This is a genomic window from Gordonia sp. X0973 (assembly GCF_013348785.1).
Classification (GTDB): Bacteria; Actinomycetota; Actinomycetes; order Mycobacteriales; family Mycobacteriaceae; genus Gordonia.
The window spans coordinates 2,666,553-2,684,934 of record NZ_CP054691.1 but is presented as its reverse complement, the minus strand read 5'-3'; the positions used below and the strand labels follow the sequence as shown (position 1 = coordinate 2,684,934).

General features: G+C 66.9%; 22 protein-coding genes and 1 pseudogene. 10 read left to right on the top strand and 13 right to left on the bottom strand.

The annotated features are described in order from the left end of the window. The first annotated feature begins 24 nt into the window (after positions 1 to 24). Positions 25 to 3,009, top strand: a complete 2,985-nt coding sequence (locus HUN08_RS13360; protein WP_301546736.1) for a UPF0182 family protein — start codon at positions 25 to 27, stop codon at positions 3,007 to 3,009. Positions 3,010 to 3,021: 12 nt separating this feature from the next. Here the strand turns inward: HUN08_RS13360 and HUN08_RS13355 are convergent, their stop codons facing one another. Next, positions 3,022 to 3,309 (bottom strand): hypothetical protein, encoded by a 288-nt coding sequence (locus HUN08_RS13355; protein WP_124246843.1) that lies wholly within the window; start codon positions 3,307 to 3,309, stop codon positions 3,022 to 3,024. Positions 3,310 to 3,454: 145 nt separating this feature from the next. Between HUN08_RS13355 and HUN08_RS13350 the strand changes: the two genes are divergently transcribed. The 5 genes from HUN08_RS13350 (at position 3,455) to HUN08_RS13330 (ending at position 6,920) form a co-directional block, all read left to right on the top strand. Then, a complete protein-coding gene (locus tag HUN08_RS13350) occupies positions 3,455 to 4,711 on the top strand; it encodes an MCE family protein (RefSeq protein ID WP_129624295.1) in 1,257 nt (418 codons plus the stop codon). Positions 4,712 to 4,798: 87 nt separating this feature from the next. Then, entirely contained in the window at positions 4,799 to 5,758 is a 960-nt protein-coding gene (gene ppk2, locus HUN08_RS13345) for a polyphosphate kinase 2 (RefSeq protein ID WP_124246845.1), read from the top strand. A 14-nt stretch (positions 5,759 to 5,772) separates the two neighbouring features. After that, positions 5,773 to 6,222: a nitroreductase/quinone reductase family protein gene (locus HUN08_RS13340; RefSeq protein ID WP_124246846.1), complete on the top strand. Its 450-nt coding sequence runs from the start codon at positions 5,773 to 5,775 to the stop codon at positions 6,220 to 6,222. Between the two features lie 71 nt (positions 6,223 to 6,293). After that, complete coding sequence (locus HUN08_RS13335) at positions 6,294 to 6,743, top strand: nitroreductase family deazaflavin-dependent oxidoreductase (protein WP_124246847.1); 450 nt, start codon at positions 6,294 to 6,296, stop codon at positions 6,741 to 6,743. A gap of 9 nt (positions 6,744 to 6,752) precedes the next feature. After that, a complete protein-coding gene (locus HUN08_RS13330; RefSeq protein WP_165353388.1) occupies positions 6,753 to 6,920 on the top strand; it encodes a hypothetical protein in 168 nt (55 codons plus the stop codon). Here HUN08_RS13330 and HUN08_RS13325 read toward each other — a convergent pair. Continuing rightward, entirely contained in the window at positions 6,889 to 8,283 is a 1,395-nt protein-coding gene (locus HUN08_RS13325) for an MFS transporter (RefSeq protein ID WP_124246848.1), read from the bottom strand. The two genes, HUN08_RS13330 and HUN08_RS13325, sit on opposite strands and share 32 nt — an antisense overlap. Continuing rightward, entirely contained in the window at positions 8,280 to 8,852 is a 573-nt protein-coding gene (locus HUN08_RS13320; protein WP_301546735.1) for a TetR/AcrR family transcriptional regulator, read from the bottom strand. The genes HUN08_RS13325 and HUN08_RS13320 overlap by 4 nt, the downstream gene beginning before the upstream one ends. Positions 8,853 to 8,929: 77 nt before the next feature. On the opposite strand from HUN08_RS13320, the gene HUN08_RS13315 reads away from it, so the two are divergent. From HUN08_RS13315 to HUN08_RS13305, 3 genes and pseudogenes are all read left to right on the top strand, one after another. Continuing rightward, positions 8,930 to 9,160: a hypothetical protein gene (locus tag HUN08_RS13315; RefSeq protein ID WP_124246849.1), complete on the top strand. Its 231-nt coding sequence runs from the start codon at positions 8,930 to 8,932 to the stop codon at positions 9,158 to 9,160. Further along, positions 9,160 to 9,576: a type II toxin-antitoxin system VapC family toxin gene (locus tag HUN08_RS13310; RefSeq protein ID WP_301546734.1), complete on the top strand. Its 417-nt coding sequence runs from the start codon at positions 9,160 to 9,162 to the stop codon at positions 9,574 to 9,576. The genes HUN08_RS13315 and HUN08_RS13310 overlap by 1 nt, the downstream gene beginning before the upstream one ends. Before the next feature lie 197 nt (positions 9,577 to 9,773). Beyond that, positions 9,774 to 10,130 (top strand): annotated as a pseudogene (locus HUN08_RS13305) (IS1634 family transposase); the annotation flags it as partial. A 107-nt stretch (positions 10,131 to 10,237) separates the two neighbouring features. Here HUN08_RS13305 and HUN08_RS13300 read toward each other — a convergent pair. Genes HUN08_RS13300 through HUN08_RS13275 form a run of 6 tightly spaced genes read right to left on the bottom strand, consistent with a single transcriptional unit; the run spans position 10,238 to position 15,730 of the window. Further along, on the bottom strand, positions 10,238 to 10,987 hold the full coding sequence (locus tag HUN08_RS13300) for an anti-sigma factor (protein ID WP_124246851.1): 750 nt from the start codon (positions 10,985 to 10,987) through the stop codon (positions 10,238 to 10,240). After that, complete coding sequence (gene sigK / locus HUN08_RS13295) at positions 10,980 to 11,543, bottom strand: ECF RNA polymerase sigma factor SigK (RefSeq protein WP_367649921.1); 564 nt, start codon at positions 11,541 to 11,543, stop codon at positions 10,980 to 10,982. Before sigK ends, HUN08_RS13300 begins: the two co-directional genes overlap by 8 nt. Before the next feature lie 2 nt (positions 11,544 to 11,545). Then, complete coding sequence (locus HUN08_RS13290) at positions 11,546 to 12,361, bottom strand: DUF1295 domain-containing protein (RefSeq protein WP_124246852.1); 816 nt, start codon at positions 12,359 to 12,361, stop codon at positions 11,546 to 11,548. Then, positions 12,358 to 13,638 carry a cyclopropane-fatty-acyl-phospholipid synthase family protein gene (locus tag HUN08_RS13285; protein WP_124246853.1) on the bottom strand — a complete coding sequence of 427 codons (1,281 nt, stop codon included), beginning with the start codon at positions 13,636 to 13,638 and terminating at the stop codon, positions 12,358 to 12,360. Before HUN08_RS13285 ends, HUN08_RS13290 begins: the two co-directional genes overlap by 4 nt. After that, positions 13,635 to 14,429, bottom strand: a complete 795-nt coding sequence (locus HUN08_RS13280) for a DUF1365 domain-containing protein (RefSeq protein WP_124246854.1) — start codon at positions 14,427 to 14,429, stop codon at positions 13,635 to 13,637. Before HUN08_RS13280 ends, HUN08_RS13285 begins: the two co-directional genes overlap by 4 nt. Next, a complete protein-coding gene (locus HUN08_RS13275; RefSeq protein ID WP_174900931.1) occupies positions 14,426 to 15,730 on the bottom strand; it encodes an NAD(P)/FAD-dependent oxidoreductase in 1,305 nt (434 codons plus the stop codon). The genes HUN08_RS13280 and HUN08_RS13275 overlap by 4 nt, the downstream gene beginning before the upstream one ends. A gap of 102 nt (positions 15,731 to 15,832) precedes the next feature. On the opposite strand from HUN08_RS13275, the gene HUN08_RS13270 reads away from it, so the two are divergent. Continuing rightward, positions 15,833 to 16,453 carry a lipocalin family protein gene (locus tag HUN08_RS13270; protein WP_124246855.1) on the top strand — a complete coding sequence of 207 codons (621 nt, stop codon included), beginning with the start codon at positions 15,833 to 15,835 and terminating at the stop codon, positions 16,451 to 16,453. A gap of 215 nt (positions 16,454 to 16,668) precedes the next feature. Here the strand turns inward: HUN08_RS13270 and HUN08_RS13265 are convergent, their stop codons facing one another. From HUN08_RS13265 to HUN08_RS13250, 4 genes are read right to left on the bottom strand one after another with little or no spacing between them, the layout of a single operon-like run. After that, positions 16,669 to 16,830: a hypothetical protein gene (locus HUN08_RS13265; RefSeq protein WP_165353387.1), complete on the bottom strand. Its 162-nt coding sequence runs from the start codon at positions 16,828 to 16,830 to the stop codon at positions 16,669 to 16,671. Beyond that, a complete protein-coding gene (locus tag HUN08_RS13260) occupies positions 16,827 to 17,126 on the bottom strand; it encodes a hypothetical protein (RefSeq protein WP_124246856.1) in 300 nt (99 codons plus the stop codon). Before HUN08_RS13260 ends, HUN08_RS13265 begins: the two co-directional genes overlap by 4 nt. A 1-nt stretch (position 17,127) precedes the next feature. Beyond that, the gene (locus HUN08_RS13255; protein WP_124246857.1) at positions 17,128 to 17,415 is read right to left on the bottom strand and encodes a hypothetical protein; all 288 of its coding nucleotides are present in this window, start codon (positions 17,413 to 17,415) and stop codon (positions 17,128 to 17,130) included. 2 nt (positions 17,416 to 17,417) lie between these two features. Then, entirely contained in the window at positions 17,418 to 18,290 is an 873-nt protein-coding gene (locus HUN08_RS13250) for a phage major capsid protein (protein WP_124246858.1), read from the bottom strand. Positions 18,291 to 18,382 lie beyond the last annotated feature (92 nt).

Sequence of the window (18,382 nt, the reverse complement as noted above, 5' to 3'; positions counted from 1 at the left end):
GCGACGAGACGAAAAGAGCGAGACGTGACGAGCCCAACCCTGCCGACGATTTCCCGGCGCGGACGAATCCTGATCGGCATCGGCGTCACCGTCCTCGTGCTGCTCCTGGTCGGCCCCCGATTGGTGGGGATCACCACCGATTGGCTGTGGTTCACCGATCTGGGCTACCGCTCGACCTATTCGACGATCTTCTGGACGCGCATCGTGGTGTTCCTCGTCGTCGCCCTCGTGGTCACCGCGATCATCGCCGCCGCGATCTTCGCCGCCTACCGTTCCCGCCCGATCGTCGTCAGCTCCCTCGGCCCGGCCGACCCGCTGGCCAATTACCGGTCCGCCGTCGCGCTGCGCCCGCGCTTGTTCGCGCTGGCTCCGGCGTTGGCCTTCGGCGCGATCGCCGGCCTGATCGCACAGGCCTCGTGGTCGACGGTGCAGATGTTCCTCCACGGCGAACCCTTCGGGATCAAGGACCCGCAGTTCGGCAAGGACATCGGCTTCTACGCCTTCGACCTCGGTTTCTATCGGATGGTCCTGACCATCTTGATCATGGCGGTGATCATCGCTTTCGTCGCCAGCCTCGCCACGCACTACATCTTCGGCGGGATCCGTCTGGGTGGCGGCGGTACGCCGGGCGCCCTGACCTCGGCGGCGCGCATCCAGCTCGCCATCATCGCGGGCGCGTTCCTGATCCTCAAGGCCGTCGGGTATTGGTTGGACCGTTACACGCTGCTGTCCAGCGATCGCCGCGCGGAGATCTTCAGCGGCGCCGGCTACACCGACATCAACGCGGTACTCCCGTCGAAGCTCATCCTCACCGCCATCGCCCTCATCTGCGCCGTTGCCTTCTTCGCCGGTGCGGTGTTGCGCGACCTGCGGATCCCGGCCTTGGCCACGGCCCTCATGCTGCTGTCGTCGCTGATCATCGGCATCGGATGGCCGGCGGTGATGGAACAGTTCTCGGTCAAGCCGAATGCGCAGCAGAAGGAGGCCGAATACATCGCGCGCAACATCGCCGCGACGAGGAGCGCCTACGGCATCGGCAAGGAGAACGTCACCTACGAACCGGATTGGACCTCGGTGCCGCCGGTGCCCGAGGCGGTCAACTCCGACTCCGCCACCCTCTCGAACATCCGCCTGCTCGACCCGAACGTCGTCGAGCCGGCCTTCGCCCAGAGCAACAGCCTGCGCAACTTCTACGCCTTCCCCAAGCAGCTGTCGATCGACCGGTACCCGGTCGACGGGCAGATCCGCGACTTCATCGTCGCGGTCCGCGAACTCGACCCGGCGCGCCTCGCGGACAACCAGCGCGACTGGATCAACCAGCACACCGTCTACACCCACGGCAACGGGTTCATCGCCGCCCAGGCGAACAAGGTCGACGCGGCAGCTTCGACGTCGGATGCCGACAGCGGCGGGTTGCCGGTCTTCCAGGTGAGCGACCTCGACACGATCGACACCCCGAACTACCAGAAGAACGCGCCGATCAAGGTCCGCCAACCCCGGATCTACTTCGGCGAACTCATCGCCAAGGGGCCGGACTACGCGATCGTCGGCACCGACGACGCCGCCAAGGAGTACGACGGCGAGGGCCGTAAGAAGTACACCTACGAGGGACCCGGTGTCTCCCTGGGCAATTGGTTCACGCGGGCGCTCTACTCGGTGAAGTACGCCGAGCGGAACATCCTGTTGTCCTCGGTGATCAACCAGAACTCGAAGATCCTCTACAACCGTGATCCGCGGGACCGGGTGAAGAGTGTGGCGCCGTGGCTGACGGTCGATTCCAAGACCTACCCGGCCGTGATGGCCGACGGGTCGATCAAGTGGATCGTCGACGGCTACACGACGCTGGACCGGTATCCGTATTCGCAACCGACCTCCCTGCAGGATGCGACGACCGACGTGCGGACGCTGACTGCCGGTCAGACTGCGCGGGTGCAGAGCGACCGTGAGGTCTCCTATGTGCGGAATTCGGTGAAGGCGACCGTCGACGCCTACACCGGGAGGGTCGATCTGTACCAGGTCGACGACAAGGATCCGGTGCTGAAGACGTGGATGAAGGTGTTCCCCGGAACGGTGAAGCCGCGCGCCGAGTTCGACAAGCGTCAGGATCTGCGCGACCACGTGCGGTATCCGGAGGATCTCTTCAAGATCCAGCGCGACCTGCTGCGCAGCTATCACGTCAACGATCCCAAGGAGTTCTTCACCGGTAGCGACTTCTGGTCGATTCCGCCGGACCCGACCCAGGCGGCGGCCTCGGGTGCCGCACCAGAGCCCGCACCCGACCTCGCGCCCGGGGTCCGCGCGGCCCGGCAGCGCCCCCAGGACTTGCAGGCGCCGTACTACTTCAGCGCGGCCGCCCCCGGCGACGAGCGCAAGTCGCAGTTCCAGCTGACGACCGTGCTGACCGTACTGCGCAAGCCCTATCTCGCGGCATATGTCACCGCGTCGTCTGATCCCGCCACCTACGGGAAGCTGACGGTCAAGGTGCTGCCGGTCAACAAGCAGTACATCGGTCCGCGTCAGGCGCAGGACCGGATGCTCAAGGCCACCACCGGTGTGCGCAAGATGCTCGAGGGCACGGTGGACACGACCTTCGGCAACCTGTTGACCCTTCCCGTCGGCCGTAACGGGGTGCTCTACGTCGAGCCGATGTACACCCAGTCGAAGAGCACCGACTCGGCGGTGCCGAAGCTGTTCGGCGTGATGGTCTCGTACAACGACGAGGTGGCCTTCGACCCGACCCTGGCCGGTGCCCTGCGCCGGGTCGGGATCAATCCGGCCGACGTGGCCGCGCCGGAATCGATCCCGGGTCAGGCGCCGGAGCCGCAGCAGGCCGCCGGCACCCGACCCGACCCGGCGCCCAACGCGGCGCTCGACGACGCGGTGCGCGGCATCAACGATGCGCTGAGCGCGATGTCGGCGGCACAGCAGTCGGGGAACTTCAAGGCCTACGGCGAGGCACTAGAGCAACTGAAGGCGGCCGTCGCCAAGTACCAGGCGCTGCCGAAGTAGGGCGCCCGGGCGTCAGTCGCGGTATTCGTGGAGGTAGCGGCCCGTCTCCACGTCGGTGTTCTCCGGCTGCAAGGGTCCGTGGGTGGCGTGCGTCGACACCATGCGGAAGGCCGTCGCGGCGACGACGAAGAGTGCGAGCGCCACGAGGCCGAACGCCAGGGCCGTGCCGTGTCCCGATCCCAGTGCCACCAGCCAGAGGCCGGCGAACGCGAAGCCGAGCAAGGTGGCACAGAACGCGACCACGCTCATCGGGTGGTTGCCGTGGGATTCGTGGTGGTGAACCGTGTGGGTTGTGGCCATCATGACCTCCTTGGTCGACCGGATCGGCACCCCCATGCTAACTCGTGAATGTGACGTGCGACACAAAGTCGGCGGTCGTGTGCTGACCGCCGCTTGATGCGGTCAGAAGTTCTCGACGGCGAGGGCGCCGTCGTAGCATCGATCCATGCCGCCGCTCAGTCGGGGAGAAATCACCCGGATCATCGCGACCGCCGTGATCGGCATCGTTGCCCTGGTGGTCGGCGGGCTCAACGTGGTCCACGTCGACAGACTGTTCGGCGCGGGCGTCTACAACGTACTGCTCCAGATGCGCGACTCCGGCGGCATCTTCACCAACGCCGAGGTGACCTACCAGGGCATCCCGGTGGGTCGCGTGGCGAAACTACAGCTCACCCACGACGGTGTCGACGTCGAGTTGCAGCTCGACAAGGCCCGCCCGCGCATTCCCGACTCGGCGGTCGCCGTGGTGGCCAATCGCTCGGCGATCGGCGAGCAGTACATCGATCTGCGGCCGACGTCGGCCTCGGGCCCGTATCTGCGCGCGGGCTCCATCCTGGCGCAGGCACAGACTCAGACGCCGCCACCGCTGGAAGACGTGGTGAATTCGGCGTTGGATTTCGCGGAGTCGGTGCCGGTGGATGATTTGCGGACGATTGTCGAGGAGTTGGGCAAGGCGTTCAACGGTCAGGGTGACAATCTGACGCGGTTGGTGACGTCGTTGAACACGTTGTCCAAGGCGGGGTATGACTCGTTGTCGGACACGATTGCGTTGTTGCGGAATTCGTCGGTGGTGTTGGCGACGCAGGCGGATCAGTCGGATGCGATTTTGGCGTGGTCGAAGAATTTGGAGTTGGTGACTTCGACGTTGGCGTCGAGTGATCCGGATGTGCGGCGGTTGTTGACGACGGGTCAGACGTCGGCGTCGGCGTTGTCGGGGTTGTTGCAGAAGCAGGGTGCCGATATCACCAAGGTGGTCAAGGATCTGGGTTCGGTGAGCCGGGTCGCGATCGCACCGACGGGCTGGTCGACGAATGTGCTGTTCGCCCTGATCTCACAGTTGTCCGCGGGATCCGCGGCGCCGGCTCCCGGTGACGGTCAGATTCATTTCGGTGTGGTGTTGGAGACGAATAATCCGGCGGCGTGTACGCAGGGGTATGAGTCGACGCAGCAGATGATTGATGCGATCAAGCGGAAGAATCCGACGTTTGATGTGAACTATGACGATTTTCCGTTGAATTTGAATGCGCGGTGTACGGTGCCGCAGGGTTCGCCGACGGGGGTGCGTGGTGCGGCGCGGGCGACGTTGGCCAATCCGCATATTGCGCAGCCGTGGGATAACAAGCCGAAGAAGGATCCTGATCGGTTGGATCTGAACCCGTTGGCCCAACAGTTGGCCTGGCTGCTCGGCGTCCACAGCCGCTGATCTCGTCGTCGGGACTTTAGGCGCCGTTTACCGGTTGGTTGCCGCCATGTCGGGTTTCGCGCCGGAGTGCGCCCTACACTTGCCCGCATGTCGACAGACTCCACCACGCCCGACGACGAATTCGAGATGGCCGCGCCCGGCCAGATCGACCTGACCCCCGAAATCGACGAACTCGAGGAACTCCAGCGCGCCGCGAAGCGACAGCCCGCCGACGACGGGCCGGATGCCCCGTGGCGGCAGGGGTACCCGTACGACAAGAAGATCTCGCGCCGCGCCTACGAGCGGGAGAAGCGCCGGCTGCAGATCGAGCTGCTGAAGCTGCAGGCGTGGGTCAAGGAGACCGGGCAGAAGATCGTCATCGTCTTCGAGGGCCGCGACGCGGCGGGCAAGGGCGGTTCGATCAAGCGGTTCACCGAACATCTCAACCCCCGTGGCGCGCGCGTCGTCGCCTTGGAGAAGCCGACCGAGCGGGAACAGACGCAGTGGTACTTCCAGCGCTACGTGGCGCACCTGCCCGCCGCAGGCGAGATGGTGATGTTCGACCGCTCCTGGTACAACCGGGCCGGCGTCGAGCGGGTCATGGGTTACTGCACGCCCCAGCAGTACCTCGAGTTCACCAGGGCCGCACCGCAATTCGAGCAGATGCTGGTCAACTCGGGCGTCCACCTGGTGAAGTTCTGGTTCTCGGTGGGACGGGCCGAGCAGCATTCGCGATTCGTCTCGCGCTCCACCGACAAGGTCAAGCAGTGGAAGCTCTCGCCGACCGACCTCGCCTCGCTGGACAAGTGGGAGGCCTACACCGAGGCCAAGGAGGCCATGTTCTTCTACACCGACACGCCGCACGCGCCGTGGACCGTGGTGAAGTCCAACGACAAGAAGCGCGCCCGCCTCGAGGCGATGCGCTGGGTGCTCACCCGTTTCGACTATCCGAACAAGGACCACCGCGTGGTCGGCCATCCCGATCCGAAGATCATCGGCTCGCCCAAGGACGTCTACGACGAGGGGGAGGGGCCGACGGGTAGCTTTCCGGTCGTCGACCCGTCCTGAGTATCCTGCGTCGCATGCGCCTGCCCGATCCGCTCGTCTTCGCCGCGGTCCGGGGGCTGGCCGGAGTGCACCACGCGGCACTGCGCCTCACCGGCGGACGCTTCCCGCGCACGCTGCTGGGCATGCTGCCGGTCGAGTTGCACACCGTCGGGCGCAAGAGTGGGCGCCCGTTCACGACGACGCTGTCGAGTCCGGTGCACGACGACGAGCGGATCGTCGTGGTCGCCTCCAAAGGCGGGTACAGCGACGATCCGGACTGGTACAAGAACGCCGTCGCGAACCCCGACGTGCGTATCACCGTCGGCGGCGTGACCGAGCCGGCGCGGGCGCGGACGGCGACTCCGGACGAGCGAGCCGAGCTCTGGCCGAAGGTGGTGAAGGCCTATCGGTGGTACGCGAGCTATCAGCGCAACACCGATAGGGAGATTCCGCTGTTGATCCTGGACCGAACCCCGCGCGCGTAGCTCGGGCCCCACTCCGGAAGATCCACCCGGGGTAGGACGACATCGGCGCCGCCACGGCGTACGGTCGGCGCATGAGTCGATCAGATCGAATGGCCGAGGCGGGCGCCTGGTTGTTGGAGACGGGCCACCGCACCCTGCTCACGGTGACCGGCGGACGCTTCCCGAAGAGTGTCATGGGCATGCTTCCCGTCGAACTGCACACCGTCGGGCGCAAGTCGGGAAAGCCGTATGCCAATCTGCTGAGCAGCCCGATTCACGACGACGAGCGGATCGTCGTCGTCGCGTCCAAGGGCGGACACTCCGATCATCCGGATTGGTACAAGAACGCGGTCGCGACGCCGGAGGTCACGGTGACCGTCGACGGCGAGACCAAGCCCTTCCATGCGCGGCCGGCGACGCCGCAGGAGCGCGCCGAGCTGTGGCCGCGGGTGACGAAGAAGTACCGCGGATATGCCGGCTATCAGCGCAACACCGATCGGGAGATCCCGCTGTTGATCCTGGACCGTACGCCGGGTGCGTAGCCTGAAGGGATGAAACACCCGGTGTGGTCGGTGGTCTACGTGCTCGTCATGGTCGCGCTCATCGTCGGTGTGGACGTCGCCTTCCTGCGCGACCGGGATCAGACCCTGCTGCGGCTGATCGTGAACATCGGCATCGTCGTCGTGTTCATCGCCGGGTACTACTTTTTCCTGCGTTAGAACGCAGGGCGATCGCGCTGAGGACGAGTAGCGGCACGACGTACAACGCCGCGGTCTGGTAGCCGTGTGCGACCGGGAAGCGCGCACCCGTGGGTGTCGCGGCCGCCAGGAGGAGTCCGGCCACGGCACTGCCGATACTGAAGCCCACCGTGCGCACGATCTGGTTGATCGATAGCACGCTTGCCGTCTCCTCGCGGGGCGCGCCGTCGAGAACCAGGCGCGGCATGATGGCCGACGCGCCGCCGACGCCGAAGCCGAGGATGGCCATAGAACCCAGTGTCGCGACGAGGGATTTCGGGACCAACGTGAAGAGGGCGGCTGCGGCGACGGCGGCCGCCGCTGAAACGGCGAATGTCCCACGTGCACCGAGGCGGACGGTCAGGCCGGGAGTGAGTCTGCCCGCGATGAATCCGAGGAGTGAGAACGGGATGAGTGCGGCTCCCGCGGCGACCCCGGACAGCCCGAACCCGTATCCGGTGCCGGCCGGCGTCTGGACGTAGCGCGTGAGCAGGGAGAAGAGCAGATACATGCCGATACCGGCGACGAGCATGGCGCAGTTCGCCCGTAGGATGCCGCCGGAGGCGAGCAGGCGCAGGTCGACGAGGGGAGCGGCCGTTCTCAGTTCCCACGCCGTGAACGCGACGAGGGCGGCGAGCGCTGCGACGAGGATGCCGACGCCGGTGAGCGGTCGGTGCCAGACGGCGGGCGTGGCCACGACGTAGAGGATGCCGAGTGTGCCGATCGCCAGCAGGGCGGCGCCGAGACCGTCGATTCGTGGGGTTGCCCGCTTCTCGTCGGACGGGATCGTCAGCCAGGCGATGATCACGGCCAGCAGCGACAACGCGAAACCGACCGTGTAGGCGATGCGCAAGCCGGCGGTCTGGTCGATCAGGCCCATGAGCGGGTAGGCGACGCCGATGCCGACCGTTCCCGCCACCGAGATCGTCGCGATCGTCGATTGGGCACGGTCTTCGGTCAGGTGGTCGCGCGCGATGCTCATCAGCAGGGCGATGGCGCCGAGACCCAATCCCTGGAGTGCGCGGCCGAGAAGGAGGACCCAGAAGGGGAGCGGCAGGGCGGTCAGCAGACCGCCCAGCGCGACGAGGCCCAGTGTGACCAGCAGTGCGGCGCGTCGGTGGGGACCCGTGCCGAGCCGACCGAGGATCGGCGCGGAGACCGCCCCGGAGAACAGGGTGACCGTCAGCGTCCACTGCGCCGAGTCCAACGAGACGGGCAGGGCCAACGCGACCGAGGTGATGAGCGGCGCCCCGACGCCGCCGATCACCGCGCCCAAGAACGCGATCGTCACGAGCGCCGGTGCGAGCCGTCGTGTGTCCGGTGTGGTTCGCGGCGGCGCGCTCATCGGTTCGTCTCCGACGTGATGTGGGCGAACAGGCCGGGTTCGATGCGGGTGCGGACCCCGCTCGCCCAGGGTTCGTCGACCTCGTCGACGTCGAGTGCGGCACCGGCGTTCAGCAGCATTCCGTAAGCGAGGAAGGACTTGACGGTGACTGCGTCGAGGCCGGTCGCTCCCGCCGCGGCCTGCCACATCGCGCTGAAGCGCTCGCGCACCACGTCGCGCACCTCGGTGTCGCCGCATGCGGCCATGCCCTGCAATTGCAGCAGCAGCGACGTTCGGTCGGCGAGCAGTCCGTAGTACTGCGCTCCCATCCGCGACAGTGCCTCGAGTCCGTCGGCGCCCTGCGCCGCGTCGAGCATCCCGTCGCTGACCCGCGAGAACGCGGCGGTGACCAGCTCCAGGAACAGCGCCTTCTTCGTGCCGAACATCCGGAAGACATAGGCCTGGGTGATCCCCGCCTCGCGCGCGATGGCCTCCGTCGACGCCCCGTGCAAGCCGTGCTGGGCGAACTCCGGTGCCGCGACCGCCAAGACCTGTTCTCGGCGATCCGCGCCGCTCATACGTGATGCCATAGAGATAGATTAGTAGTTAGTAACTAATAATCAAATGGCCGATTGACATGCAATAGTGATGAAGTCATCATATTTACATGTCTCTGATTCAGGTCCGCAACGTCCCCGAGGATCTGCACCGCAGGTTGAAGGAGAGGGCCGCGCGCGAGGGGGTGACGTTGTCCGACCTCGCCCTGGCGGAGTTGGCGCGATCGGTGGAACGGCCGACGCGGCAGGAGATGCTCGATCGACTCGAGGCGCTGCCCGAGGCCGCCTATCGCGGGGAGACCGCGGCGGAGTCGGTTCGTGCCGAACGTGACGCGCGCTGATGGTCCTCGACGCGTCGGTCGTCGTCGAATTGTTGTTGAACCTTCCCCTCGCTGAGGATGTCAGGCGGCGGATCGCCGCGTCGACCGTGCAGTTGCACGCACCGCAGCTGTTGACCATCGAGGTGCTCCAGGTGCTGCGACGCCGAGTAGCGGCCGGTTCGACGACAACCGAAGAGGCGAACCGTGCGTTGGAACTCTTCGAGGAGCTCGACGTGAGCTATCACGATCACGCCCTGCTCGCCCGTCGGGTGTGGGCACTGCGCGGGAACCTCACCGCCTACGACGCGGCGTACGTCGCGTTGGCGGAGTTACTCGACGTCCCGCTGCTGACCGCGGATGCGGGCTTGGCCGGCGCTCCCGGCAACCAGGCGCAGATCGAGCTGGTATCGGCTGCGGTTCCGGACCGCATGCCATAGATCATTGCCGGTATCAAGTCGCGAACTACCGGCAAGTGGTGCTTCGTCGACGGCTTCTGGGCATGGGGCCGGGTAGTGCCGTCGACCCTTCAACCTGACTTGGCTCACTTTCACTGATTCTGGAGTCGGCGGCGCTGCAACCTGTGCCGTTGGGTCTCGGGGTGGCCACTAACGGGGCGGTTCTAGGTGCTGCTGTGGTGCAGGTCGTGCATTCGAATCGACGGGGTTCGCGCACGATTGATCACATCGGTTCGGCGCACCCCGAGGCCGAATTGGCGGCATTGAGGTCTGTGGCCGTCGAGCGGCTATCGGCCGGTCAGGGACAGTTGGAGCTCGGTGTGGCAGGCGCCGGCGCGGGCGGCCCGAGCAAACTGGACTCCCTGCGCGTGTTGGCCGAGGTCGGGGTCGAGGCGTCGTCGTATGCGACGGTCAAACGCCGACTCGCGGTCTACGCTCAAGCGGCTCGGCGGTGGCGTCTGGCCGCGACTTGCGCCGTGCACGCGGGCCTCGGTCCGGCGACCCTGGTTTTGTACGACGTGACGAAGCTGTATTTCGCGGATAGTTAGAACGCAGGGCGATCGCGCTGAGGACGAGTAGCGGCACGACGTATAACGCCGCCGGCCGACGTCTGGACGTAGCGCGTGAGCAGGGAGAAAAGGGATCAGCCTATCGGCAGCTTCGCCACCGGGACACCGGTCGGTCGGGTCGAGCCACCCTGTGGTTCGACGGTGAACACAAGGGCGCGGGCGTCGCGGATCCCGGTGATCACCGCGGTCGTCGAGGGTGCGACGTCGTTGCGCGACATCGTGCCGGCCGGCGTCATGTCACCTCCCGGGTGCTCGAGCCACATCTGATACACCGTCCCGGGCTCGGGCGGCGGGACGTCGTTCATTACCAGCACGGCCGCGTCGACGGAGTCGGAGTAGGTCAGGGTGGCGCGACCCCGGACGACGGGCGCCGATCTGGAGGCGACGTCGCGTGCGGCGAAAACGCGTGCCGCGGTGGGGTTCGTGGGCGCGTGGGAGTCGACCGATCGGATTCCGATCAGCCAGCCGACGGCACCCGCGACGACGGCCAACACCGTGGCAGCGGCGAGGTAGGACAACCGGCGGCCGTGCCATCCCTCTGTCGGCATCGCGGATATGTCCGCGACCGCGGTTCCCGCCCCTGTCGCTTCCATGCGCTGCACCGCCGCGAGGATCGCAGCGCGCAGTCGCGGAGGAGGTGTTGTCGCCGTGGCCTCGCTCACCCGCGCCATCGCCTCGCGGGTGTCGCGCAGGGCCCGCTCGTAGTCGGCGCGCGCCTGCGGGGAGGCCGTGCGCAACCGCTCGTCGAGGTCTGCGACGTCCGCGGCGCCCAGGGCATCGAGGCCGGCCAGTGCCGCCCAGTCGAGGAGTGAATCGTCAGGCATCGCCGACCCCCAAACAGTTGCGGAGTCGGAGCAGCCCGTCCCGGATGCGCGACTTCACGGTGGGCAGCGCAACGGAGAGGCGATCGGCGACTTCGCGGTACGTCAGCCCGCCGTAGTAGGCCAAGTCGACGGACTCCCGCTGGGTACCCGTCAGCGAATCGAGGCAGTCCCGCACGGCAGCCGTCATCTCACGGGTCGTTACCGTCTCGCTCACCTCGTCGTATTCCCGATCGGCGGCTCGTGCCGCGAAGTTCAGGTCGCGCCTGGTGGCCGCATCCTCCCGTCGAACACGGTCGACGGCTCGGCGGTGCGCCATCGTCAACAGCCACGCCACAGGTGATCCCGACGACGGCGCGTAGGACTTTGCCGACGTCCAAACCTGGACGTACACCTCTTGGGTCACTTCCTCGCTGTAGCCGGGGTCGCGGAGTACGCGCAGCACCATGCCGTATACGCGGGAACTGGTCTGATCGTAGAATTCTCCGAAGGCCGCGCCGTCCCCGGCCGCGATGTTCTCGAGCAGGTGTGGAAGCGTCGGCCTGCTCGGAGTCGTCACACTCACGACCGTAGCGCAGAGCCCTTCGGACGTGGTGGGCGCGGAACAAAGAACGAGGTGCGACGCTGGTACTCGGCGTATCCCGGCCGTCGACCCATCGACTGCTCCAGCAGCCGCGCACCGGTCGCCACCACCAGGAAGTAGGTCATCGCCACCGGCGACAGTGCGGTCAGCACGCCGGGCCAGGCACTGGCCGCTATCAGCCACAGTCCCCACCAGACGCACGCGTCGCCGAAGTAGTTCGGGTGCCGCGTCCACGCCCACAGTCCGCGGTCCATGATCCGGCCCTTGTTCGCCGGATCGGCCTTGAACCGGCGGAGTTGGGCGTCGCCGATCGCTTCGAATCCGAAGCCGACCAGCCATACCGCGATTCCGGCGACCAGGGCCACGCAGGCGGCCCCGGTCGTCGCGCTGGCGACTGCCGAGAGCTGAATCGGCAATGACACGAACCACTGGGCTGCGCCTTGGGTGGCGAAGACCCGCGTCGCCGCCACGCGCACGGGCGGCCCCTCGTACCTGGCGAGCATCTCGACGTAGCGCGGGTCCTCGCCGTGGCCACGACTCTTGACGAACATGTGCAGCGAGAGCCGGAGTCCCCAGATGCTCACCAGCGCGGCCAGAAGCCACCGCCGCGTCGCATCGCCGTCGCCGAGCACCAGCGCCAACCAGGCCACGCCGACGAATCCCAGCCCCCACCCGACGTCGACCACGTTGTAGCGGCCGATCCGATGGCCCACGGCCAACGCCACGGTCTGCAGCACGACGAGGAACAGCAACGAGGCCCCGGCAATGACCGCGAACCCGGCTGGCCCGGTCATCGAGCGAAGCCCAGTTGCACGACATCGAGATATCCGGCGCGAAAGCCGGCCTCCGAGTACGCCAGGTACAGATCCCACATACGGATGAATGTGCGATCGAATCCCAATTCCAGCACGTGGTCCTCCTCGGTGTTGAAGCGGTCGCGCCACAGGCGCAAGGTCTCGGCATAGTGCAGGCCCATCCGGGCCGAGTCGACGGGCCGCAGCGAGGTGTGTTCCGCGACGGCCTCCTCGATTCCCCGGATCGAGGTCAATTGGCCGCCGGGGAAGATGTACTTGTGTACCCAGGTCTGGGTGCGTTCAGAGGCCAGCAGCCGGTCGTGGGGCATGGTGATGGCCTGAACCGCCACGAGCCCACCGGGTGCCAGGAGACGGTCGATGGTGCTGAAGTAGGCCGGCCAATATTCTCGGCCCACCGCCTCGATCATCTCGACCGACACGATCGCGTCATACTCACCGGTCACCAGGCGGTAGTCACACAGCTCGATCGTGACCCGGTCGCCGTACCCGGCTTCGACCACCCGGCGGTTGGCGAGGTCGCACTGCTCGGCCGACAGGGTCACCGACCGTACGATCGCCCCCCGTTGCGCCGCCCGCAGGCATAGTTCGCCCCAGCCGGTTCCGATTTCCAACAGGCGGGTACCGGGGCCGACACCGGCCAGGTCGAGCAGGCGGTCGATCTTGCGCCGCTGCGCACCGGCGAGATCATCCCAGTTCAACCCGGTGCCCGGCGACGGATCGTGTTCAAACAGGGCGCACGAGTAGGTCATCGTCTCGTCGAGGAAGGTGGTGAAGAGGTCGTTGGACAGGTCGTAGTGGCGGGAGATGTTGGAACGGGTGTTGGCCGTCGTGTTCTTCTCCTCCGCCCGGGGGCCGGGCAGGACGAGGGTTCGCAGGAACTGCAACGGGCGGGGGACCAGCGTGGCCGCCGCCCGGGCGAACGGGGTGAGTAGCCCGACGAGGTCGTCGGTGGCCCAGTCGCCGGCCATGTAGGCCTCGCCGAATCCGATGAGTCCCGTTGCGCCGACGCGCCTGGCGAATGCGTCCGGGCGCCGGATGATCATCCTGGGCAGTACCGCACCGGTCGACGGTCCGATGAGCGACCCGTCGGGGTACTCGACGCGGATCCCAGCGCGCCGCGCTGCACGTCGGAACAGCTGGTCGGCAACGAGCGCCCGGATCCGGGCGGTGGGGCCGCCGGGAACGGTGGCGAGGTCGGGCCAGCGCTGGGCGACCTCGGCCGTTTCGGGCTCGTCGTGGGACACGGGCCGTTTCATCGTGGCTCCTCCTGTCGTGCGGTGACGTGGTCGGTGGCGACGGTGGTGTGCTGGTGCTGATCGGGCGGCGGCGTGATCGGCAGGCGACGGCGCCATAGGGCGAGACCCTGGATGCGGATCCGCAGCGCCACCACCAACGGCGCCAGTGGCGCGGTCAGCTGGGTGAGGGCCACCCGCCGCGCCGTGGCCGGGAGTGCCCGCCCGCGCAACGAGGCGGTGAACGGCGCCGCGCCGGGGCGGGATAGGACGATCGACAGGCTGACGTTGCCCCCGGGGTCGGGTTCGGGCAGTCGGAGGTCGTATCTGCCGCTCATGTCGTGGAACGGCGAGACGTGGAACTGTTTGTCCACGCTCGCGCGGCCGGCGGAGTCGACGTCGACGACGTAGCAGTGGCGCCCGCCGTAGGTGTTGTGGACCTCGGCGACGACGTAGGCAAGCGCGCCGTCGTCGGTGTGGCACCAGTAGACGCTGAGCGGGTTGAACACGTACCCGGCGACTCGCGGCGACATCAGTGCCGTGATGCGGCCGGTCGGTGGTTCCACGCCTGCCGCGCGCAGGTGGCTCTCCAATCGGCCGCGCAGCGTGTCCGCGGCGCCCAGGGGCTCGGGGAAGTGGTCGGCAGCCCGGAAGCGGGCGAACGGGCGGAGGGGGCCGGGCAGGTCGGGCAGATCGTCGATATCGATCAGCCACGTCCGGCTCCGGTAGGCGAACCGATGGACTATCGGGTCGGTTCGGCTGTGCACGATCTGCGCGTCGACGATCGCGGGCAGAACGGTTCCGTCGGGACTCATGGGTTCCTCCCGAAGCCCGGTGCCGGCCAGGGCACGCCGAGCCTGGCTGCCGCGCGCGCGCCCGACGCGGCGCCGTCTTCGTGGAAGCCCCAGCCGTGGTAGGCGCCGGCGAGCGCGATGCGGTCGGTGTTCAACTCCGGCAACCGGGCCTGGGCCGCCACCGATTCCCGTGTGTACACCGGATGTTCGTAGGTCATCTCGTCGAGGATCAACGCCGGGTCGACCAGGTCGGTCCGACCCATCGTGACCAGCATCCGCTCACCCACGTCGGGAAGACGCATGAGTCTGGTGACGTCATAGGTGACCACGATCGATTCGGCGCCGCGCTCGTCGTCCGGGATCCGGTAGTTCCACGAGGCGCGGGCGCGTCGCGCGCGGGGGAGCATGGACTCGTCGGTGTGCAGCACCGCGGATTTGGCCAGGTAGGGCATCGCCCCGAGGATCTGGGCGCGGTCTGCGGAATGTTCGAGCAGGTCCAGTGCTTGGTGCGGGTGGACCGCGAGCACCACCGCGTCGAAGGTCTCGGTCGTCGCCGATCCGGCTCGGTGCGCGACGACCTCAACCCCGTTCGGCGTCTCGCGTATGCCGCGCACGGGCTGTGACAGCCGAATCTCGCCGCTCGCGGCTATCCGGCCCGCGATTGCGTTGACATAGGTTGCCGATCCGCCCGCCACGGTTCGCCACGTGGGGGAGCCGAAGACCGACAACATTCCGTGATGGTCGAGGAAGGTGAAGAGAGAACGGGCCGGGTAGTCGGCGGCGGTGGCGCTGTCACACGACCACACCGCAGCGATCAGCGGTAGTAGGAAGTTCTCCTCGAAGTAGTCGGAGAATCCTTCGCGACTCACAAACCCGGCGATCGATTCGTCTGACACGGGGCCCGCCAGCACCCGCCGCGCCGCGCGATGGAAGGCGACGATCTCGCCGAGCATCCGAAGGTAGCGCGGCCGTGCGGCGGTGGCGACGGTCGGGAAGAGTCCGTTGATGCCCCGTGCACCCGCGTACTCCAGACCGGTGCGGTCGCACCGCACCGACATCGACATGTCGGTCTCGCGCGTCGTCACCCCCAATTCGGCGAAGAGTCGCTGCAGCGTCGGGTAGGTGCGGTCGTTGTGGACGAGGAAGGCCGTGTCCACCGCGAGTTCGGCCCCCGACGGCAGCATCACCCGATGGGTGTCGGCATGGCCGCCCAGCCGGGAATCCGCTTCGAACAGGGTCACGCGGTGTTCGCGCGCGAGCACGTGCGCGGCAGTCAGGCCGGCGACGCCGCTGCCCACCACTGCGAAGCTCTTCGGTGTCATACCCAGTGTTCGAAGCCGATCGTCATTCGGATGGGTCGTCGGCAAGATGGGCGAGATGGGGTTGCCACCCATCCGCGGCGCGACTCGCTACGAATCACGAGTATGAAACGAATACTTACGGTCCTCCTCGCAGCCTTGCTCACCACCGTGCTGGGCGGTCTTGCCGCCGGCCCGTCGACTGCAGCGCCCAGCGGAACGCTGCGGCCGGTGCGCTCCCTCGATGTCAACCGCTACCTGGGCGCGTGGTGGCAGCAGGCCGCGATCCCCGGGTTCTACAGCGTGCGTTGCGCCCGCGACACGGTCGCGCGCTACGGCATCATCGACAAGACGACGCTGTCGGTCGACAACAGGTGCATTTCCCCGTCGGGGCAGCCCGACGGGATCAAGGGCAAGGCCACGGTGGTCGATACCAAGACCAACGCCCAACTCGTCGTCAGCTTTCCCGGGGTGCCGAACACCATCGATACCCGGGGGGTCCCGAACTACATCGTCGCCTGGGTGGCCGACGGTGCACACCGAGGCGATCCGTACCGGTACGCCATCGTCGGTGACCCGTTCCGCGTCTCCGGATTCATCCTCAGCCGTGATCGGGTCATCTCGAACGGCACGCTGCTCATGTTGCGTCACGAGGCAGAGAAGCTCGGATTCAATTCCTGCCTGTTTGTGACGTCGCCGACGTCACCGGCACAGTCGGGTTACCTTCCGCTCTGCCTGGTGCGCTGAGGCGCAGCGAATAAAACGATGGCCCGGACCATGTGGTCCGGGCCATCGTTTTCGTAGCGGGGACAGGATTTGAACCTGCGACCTCTGGGTTAGCGAAATGGACATTCCCAGGATTGCCATTTCATGCCAAATTGGCTGTTAGACAACGTATTTCATTCGGTCGACCATTCCGCTAGATGCCCTGAGATTCCAAGAAATGCACGTTTATTCGATGATTAAGCGGGGAGCGAATCGGGGTCGACGAGCTGCTTGGCCGCTCGACGCAAGGCTCGGTCGATCTTGCGCTGTGCGACGAGGTGGGCCTTGTCGGGGCCGTTGAATCGGCGGTGCCAGGAGCGCGGGCGCTTCTTGCCCTTGTGGGCTTGGCGGCCGGTCACAGGCCGCCCTCGATCAGCGCGACGATTTCCTCGATCAGGTGCATGGCCTCGACGTCGTGCGTGCCGCGCTCCTGAAACTTCGCGTAGTACGGGAGTACCTCGAAGTAGCCGTTCCATCCGCTGGCGGTCATGACCGTGGTCGCGATCGTGTTGGTCGCCATGTTGCCGGTCCGGCGTCGGGCGTGGGCCGCCCAGTAGTCGGCGACCTCGTCGGCCACGTCGCCGAGAATCCGCTCACACTCGGGGCCGTTGAGCCACTCGTTCACGAACTGCTGGTCGAGGTCGATGTCGCCCATGTCAGGCGCTCCTACGGCGGTAGTCGTTGAGAACCGATAGCTCGGCGAGGTTGAACCCTTTGAACACGTCGTAGCGGACCTCGCCCCCTTCGGTGGCCTGGCCGATGATCGGGCTCACTTCGAGGCGTTTGGCGGCGGCGAGGATCACCCCGGCGAGGGCCGGGATCGGCAAGCCGGTGTGCTTGTCGAACCCGACCCCTCGGGTATAGGCGCGGACGAACGCCTCGACGATCTCGATGTTCTCGTCGTCGCCGTCGCGGAGGTATTCGTAACGCTCGGCGAGGTCCATGACTAGATGGTGATTCCGGTCAGGGTGACGATTGCGGTCGGGTTGAGCGGGGCCACGTCGTAGCGGGTGACGACGCGGATCGCCTGCTGATCGAAGTCGGCGAACGTCTGGTCGAGGATCGTCACGGACGGGGCCAGGTCGCGGGCGACGGCGATCTGGGAGAAGTCGACGAGCGCGCCCCGGCCGGTCGGCGAACCTCCAGTCGTGTCGGGCATCCGGTCGGAGATGATGACCGGCAGGCCGAACAACGTCTGTCCACCGGCCACCGTGGGATCGGGGTCGATCAGGTAGCGGCCGTTGGTGTCCTTGAGCTTGCGCAGCTTCACCACGTCGCGCGAGCGCAGGCACCACTTCAGATTGGCGGTGCTCACGTTGGCTTCGAGGGCCTTGCCCCAAGCGTCGAGGAGGGCGTCGAAGGACAACGCGCCACCGACCGCGACCGACTGAGTGCCCGACCAGGCGAACAGGCCCTTCGGGGTCGTGGTGCCGTTGCCTGTGGCGCTGAAGAACGTCGCGTCGATCTTGGCGGCCACGTCGGTCACGAGGCGCTGCTGAATCGCGGCGTCGAGGGCGACGACGGACTGGCGGGCCAGCTCGTTGCTGAACTTCGTGAGCACCTTGACGCTCTGCATCGTCGAGGGCATCAGGGCGACCTCGTCGAAGTCGACATCGCGGCCGGGAATCTCGGTGTTCTCGGCGGTGAAGCCGGGATCGGTGACGGGGCCGCCGAGCTTGGGAATGCGGATCGGGCCAGCGGTGTCGAACACCTGCGGGCCTGCGGCGAGGAACTGTGATGCCGCTTCGAGGGGCTGGACGAGGACCGACTGAACCTGAGTCGCGGTCAACTCGGCGGCGGTGGAAGTGGATACGGCCATGGGAAGATCTCCAGAATCGTGTGATTGCGGTGACCTTCGGGGTCGGGAATGGGTTGCCCTCCTGGGGCGGGAGACCCTGGCTCGGACCATCA

Coding starts and splice junctions, on each gene's coding strand:
- HUN08_RS13350 (WP_129624295.1), top strand. CDS start 3,455: ATGCCGCCGCTCAGTCGGGGAGAAATCACCCGGATCATCGCGACCGCC.
- HUN08_RS13270 (WP_124246855.1), top strand. CDS start 15,833: ATGAAACGAATACTTACGGTCCTCCTCGCAGCCTTGCTCACCACCGTG.
- HUN08_RS13320 (WP_301546735.1), bottom strand. CDS start 8,852: ATGGCATCACGTATGAGCGGCGCGGATCGCCGAGAACAGGTCTTGGCG.
- HUN08_RS13300 (WP_124246851.1), bottom strand. CDS start 10,987: ATGCCTGACGATTCACTCCTCGACTGGGCGGCACTGGCCGGCCTCGAT.
- HUN08_RS13285 (WP_124246853.1), bottom strand. CDS start 13,638: ATGAAACGGCCCGTGTCCCACGACGAGCCCGAAACGGCCGAGGTCGCC.
- HUN08_RS13275 (WP_174900931.1), bottom strand. CDS start 15,730: ATGACACCGAAGAGCTTCGCAGTGGTGGGCAGCGGCGTCGCCGGCCTG.
- HUN08_RS13335 (WP_124246847.1), top strand. CDS start 6,294: ATGAGTCGATCAGATCGAATGGCCGAGGCGGGCGCCTGGTTGTTGGAG.
- HUN08_RS13340 (WP_124246846.1), top strand. CDS start 5,773: ATGCGCCTGCCCGATCCGCTCGTCTTCGCCGCGGTCCGGGGGCTGGCC.
- HUN08_RS13355 (WP_124246843.1), bottom strand. CDS start 3,309: ATGGCCACAACCCACACGGTTCACCACCACGAATCCCACGGCAACCAC.
- HUN08_RS13290 (WP_124246852.1), bottom strand. CDS start 12,361: ATGACCGGGCCAGCCGGGTTCGCGGTCATTGCCGGGGCCTCGTTGCTG.
- HUN08_RS13330 (WP_165353388.1), top strand. CDS start 6,753: ATGAAACACCCGGTGTGGTCGGTGGTCTACGTGCTCGTCATGGTCGCG.
- HUN08_RS13315 (WP_124246849.1), top strand. CDS start 8,930: ATGTCTCTGATTCAGGTCCGCAACGTCCCCGAGGATCTGCACCGCAGG.
- HUN08_RS13280 (WP_124246854.1), bottom strand. CDS start 14,429: ATGAGTCCCGACGGAACCGTTCTGCCCGCGATCGTCGACGCGCAGATC.
- HUN08_RS13260 (WP_124246856.1), bottom strand. CDS start 17,126: ATGGGCGACATCGACCTCGACCAGCAGTTCGTGAACGAGTGGCTCAAC.
- HUN08_RS13325 (WP_124246848.1), bottom strand. CDS start 8,283: ATGAGCGCGCCGCCGCGAACCACACCGGACACACGACGGCTCGCACCG.
- HUN08_RS13250 (WP_124246858.1), bottom strand. CDS start 18,290: ATGGCCGTATCCACTTCCACCGCCGCCGAGTTGACCGCGACTCAGGTT.
- HUN08_RS13255 (WP_124246857.1), bottom strand. CDS start 17,415: ATGGACCTCGCCGAGCGTTACGAATACCTCCGCGACGGCGACGACGAG.
- HUN08_RS13310 (WP_301546734.1), top strand. CDS start 9,160: ATGGTCCTCGACGCGTCGGTCGTCGTCGAATTGTTGTTGAACCTTCCC.
- ppk2 (WP_124246845.1), top strand. CDS start 4,799: ATGTCGACAGACTCCACCACGCCCGACGACGAATTCGAGATGGCCGCG.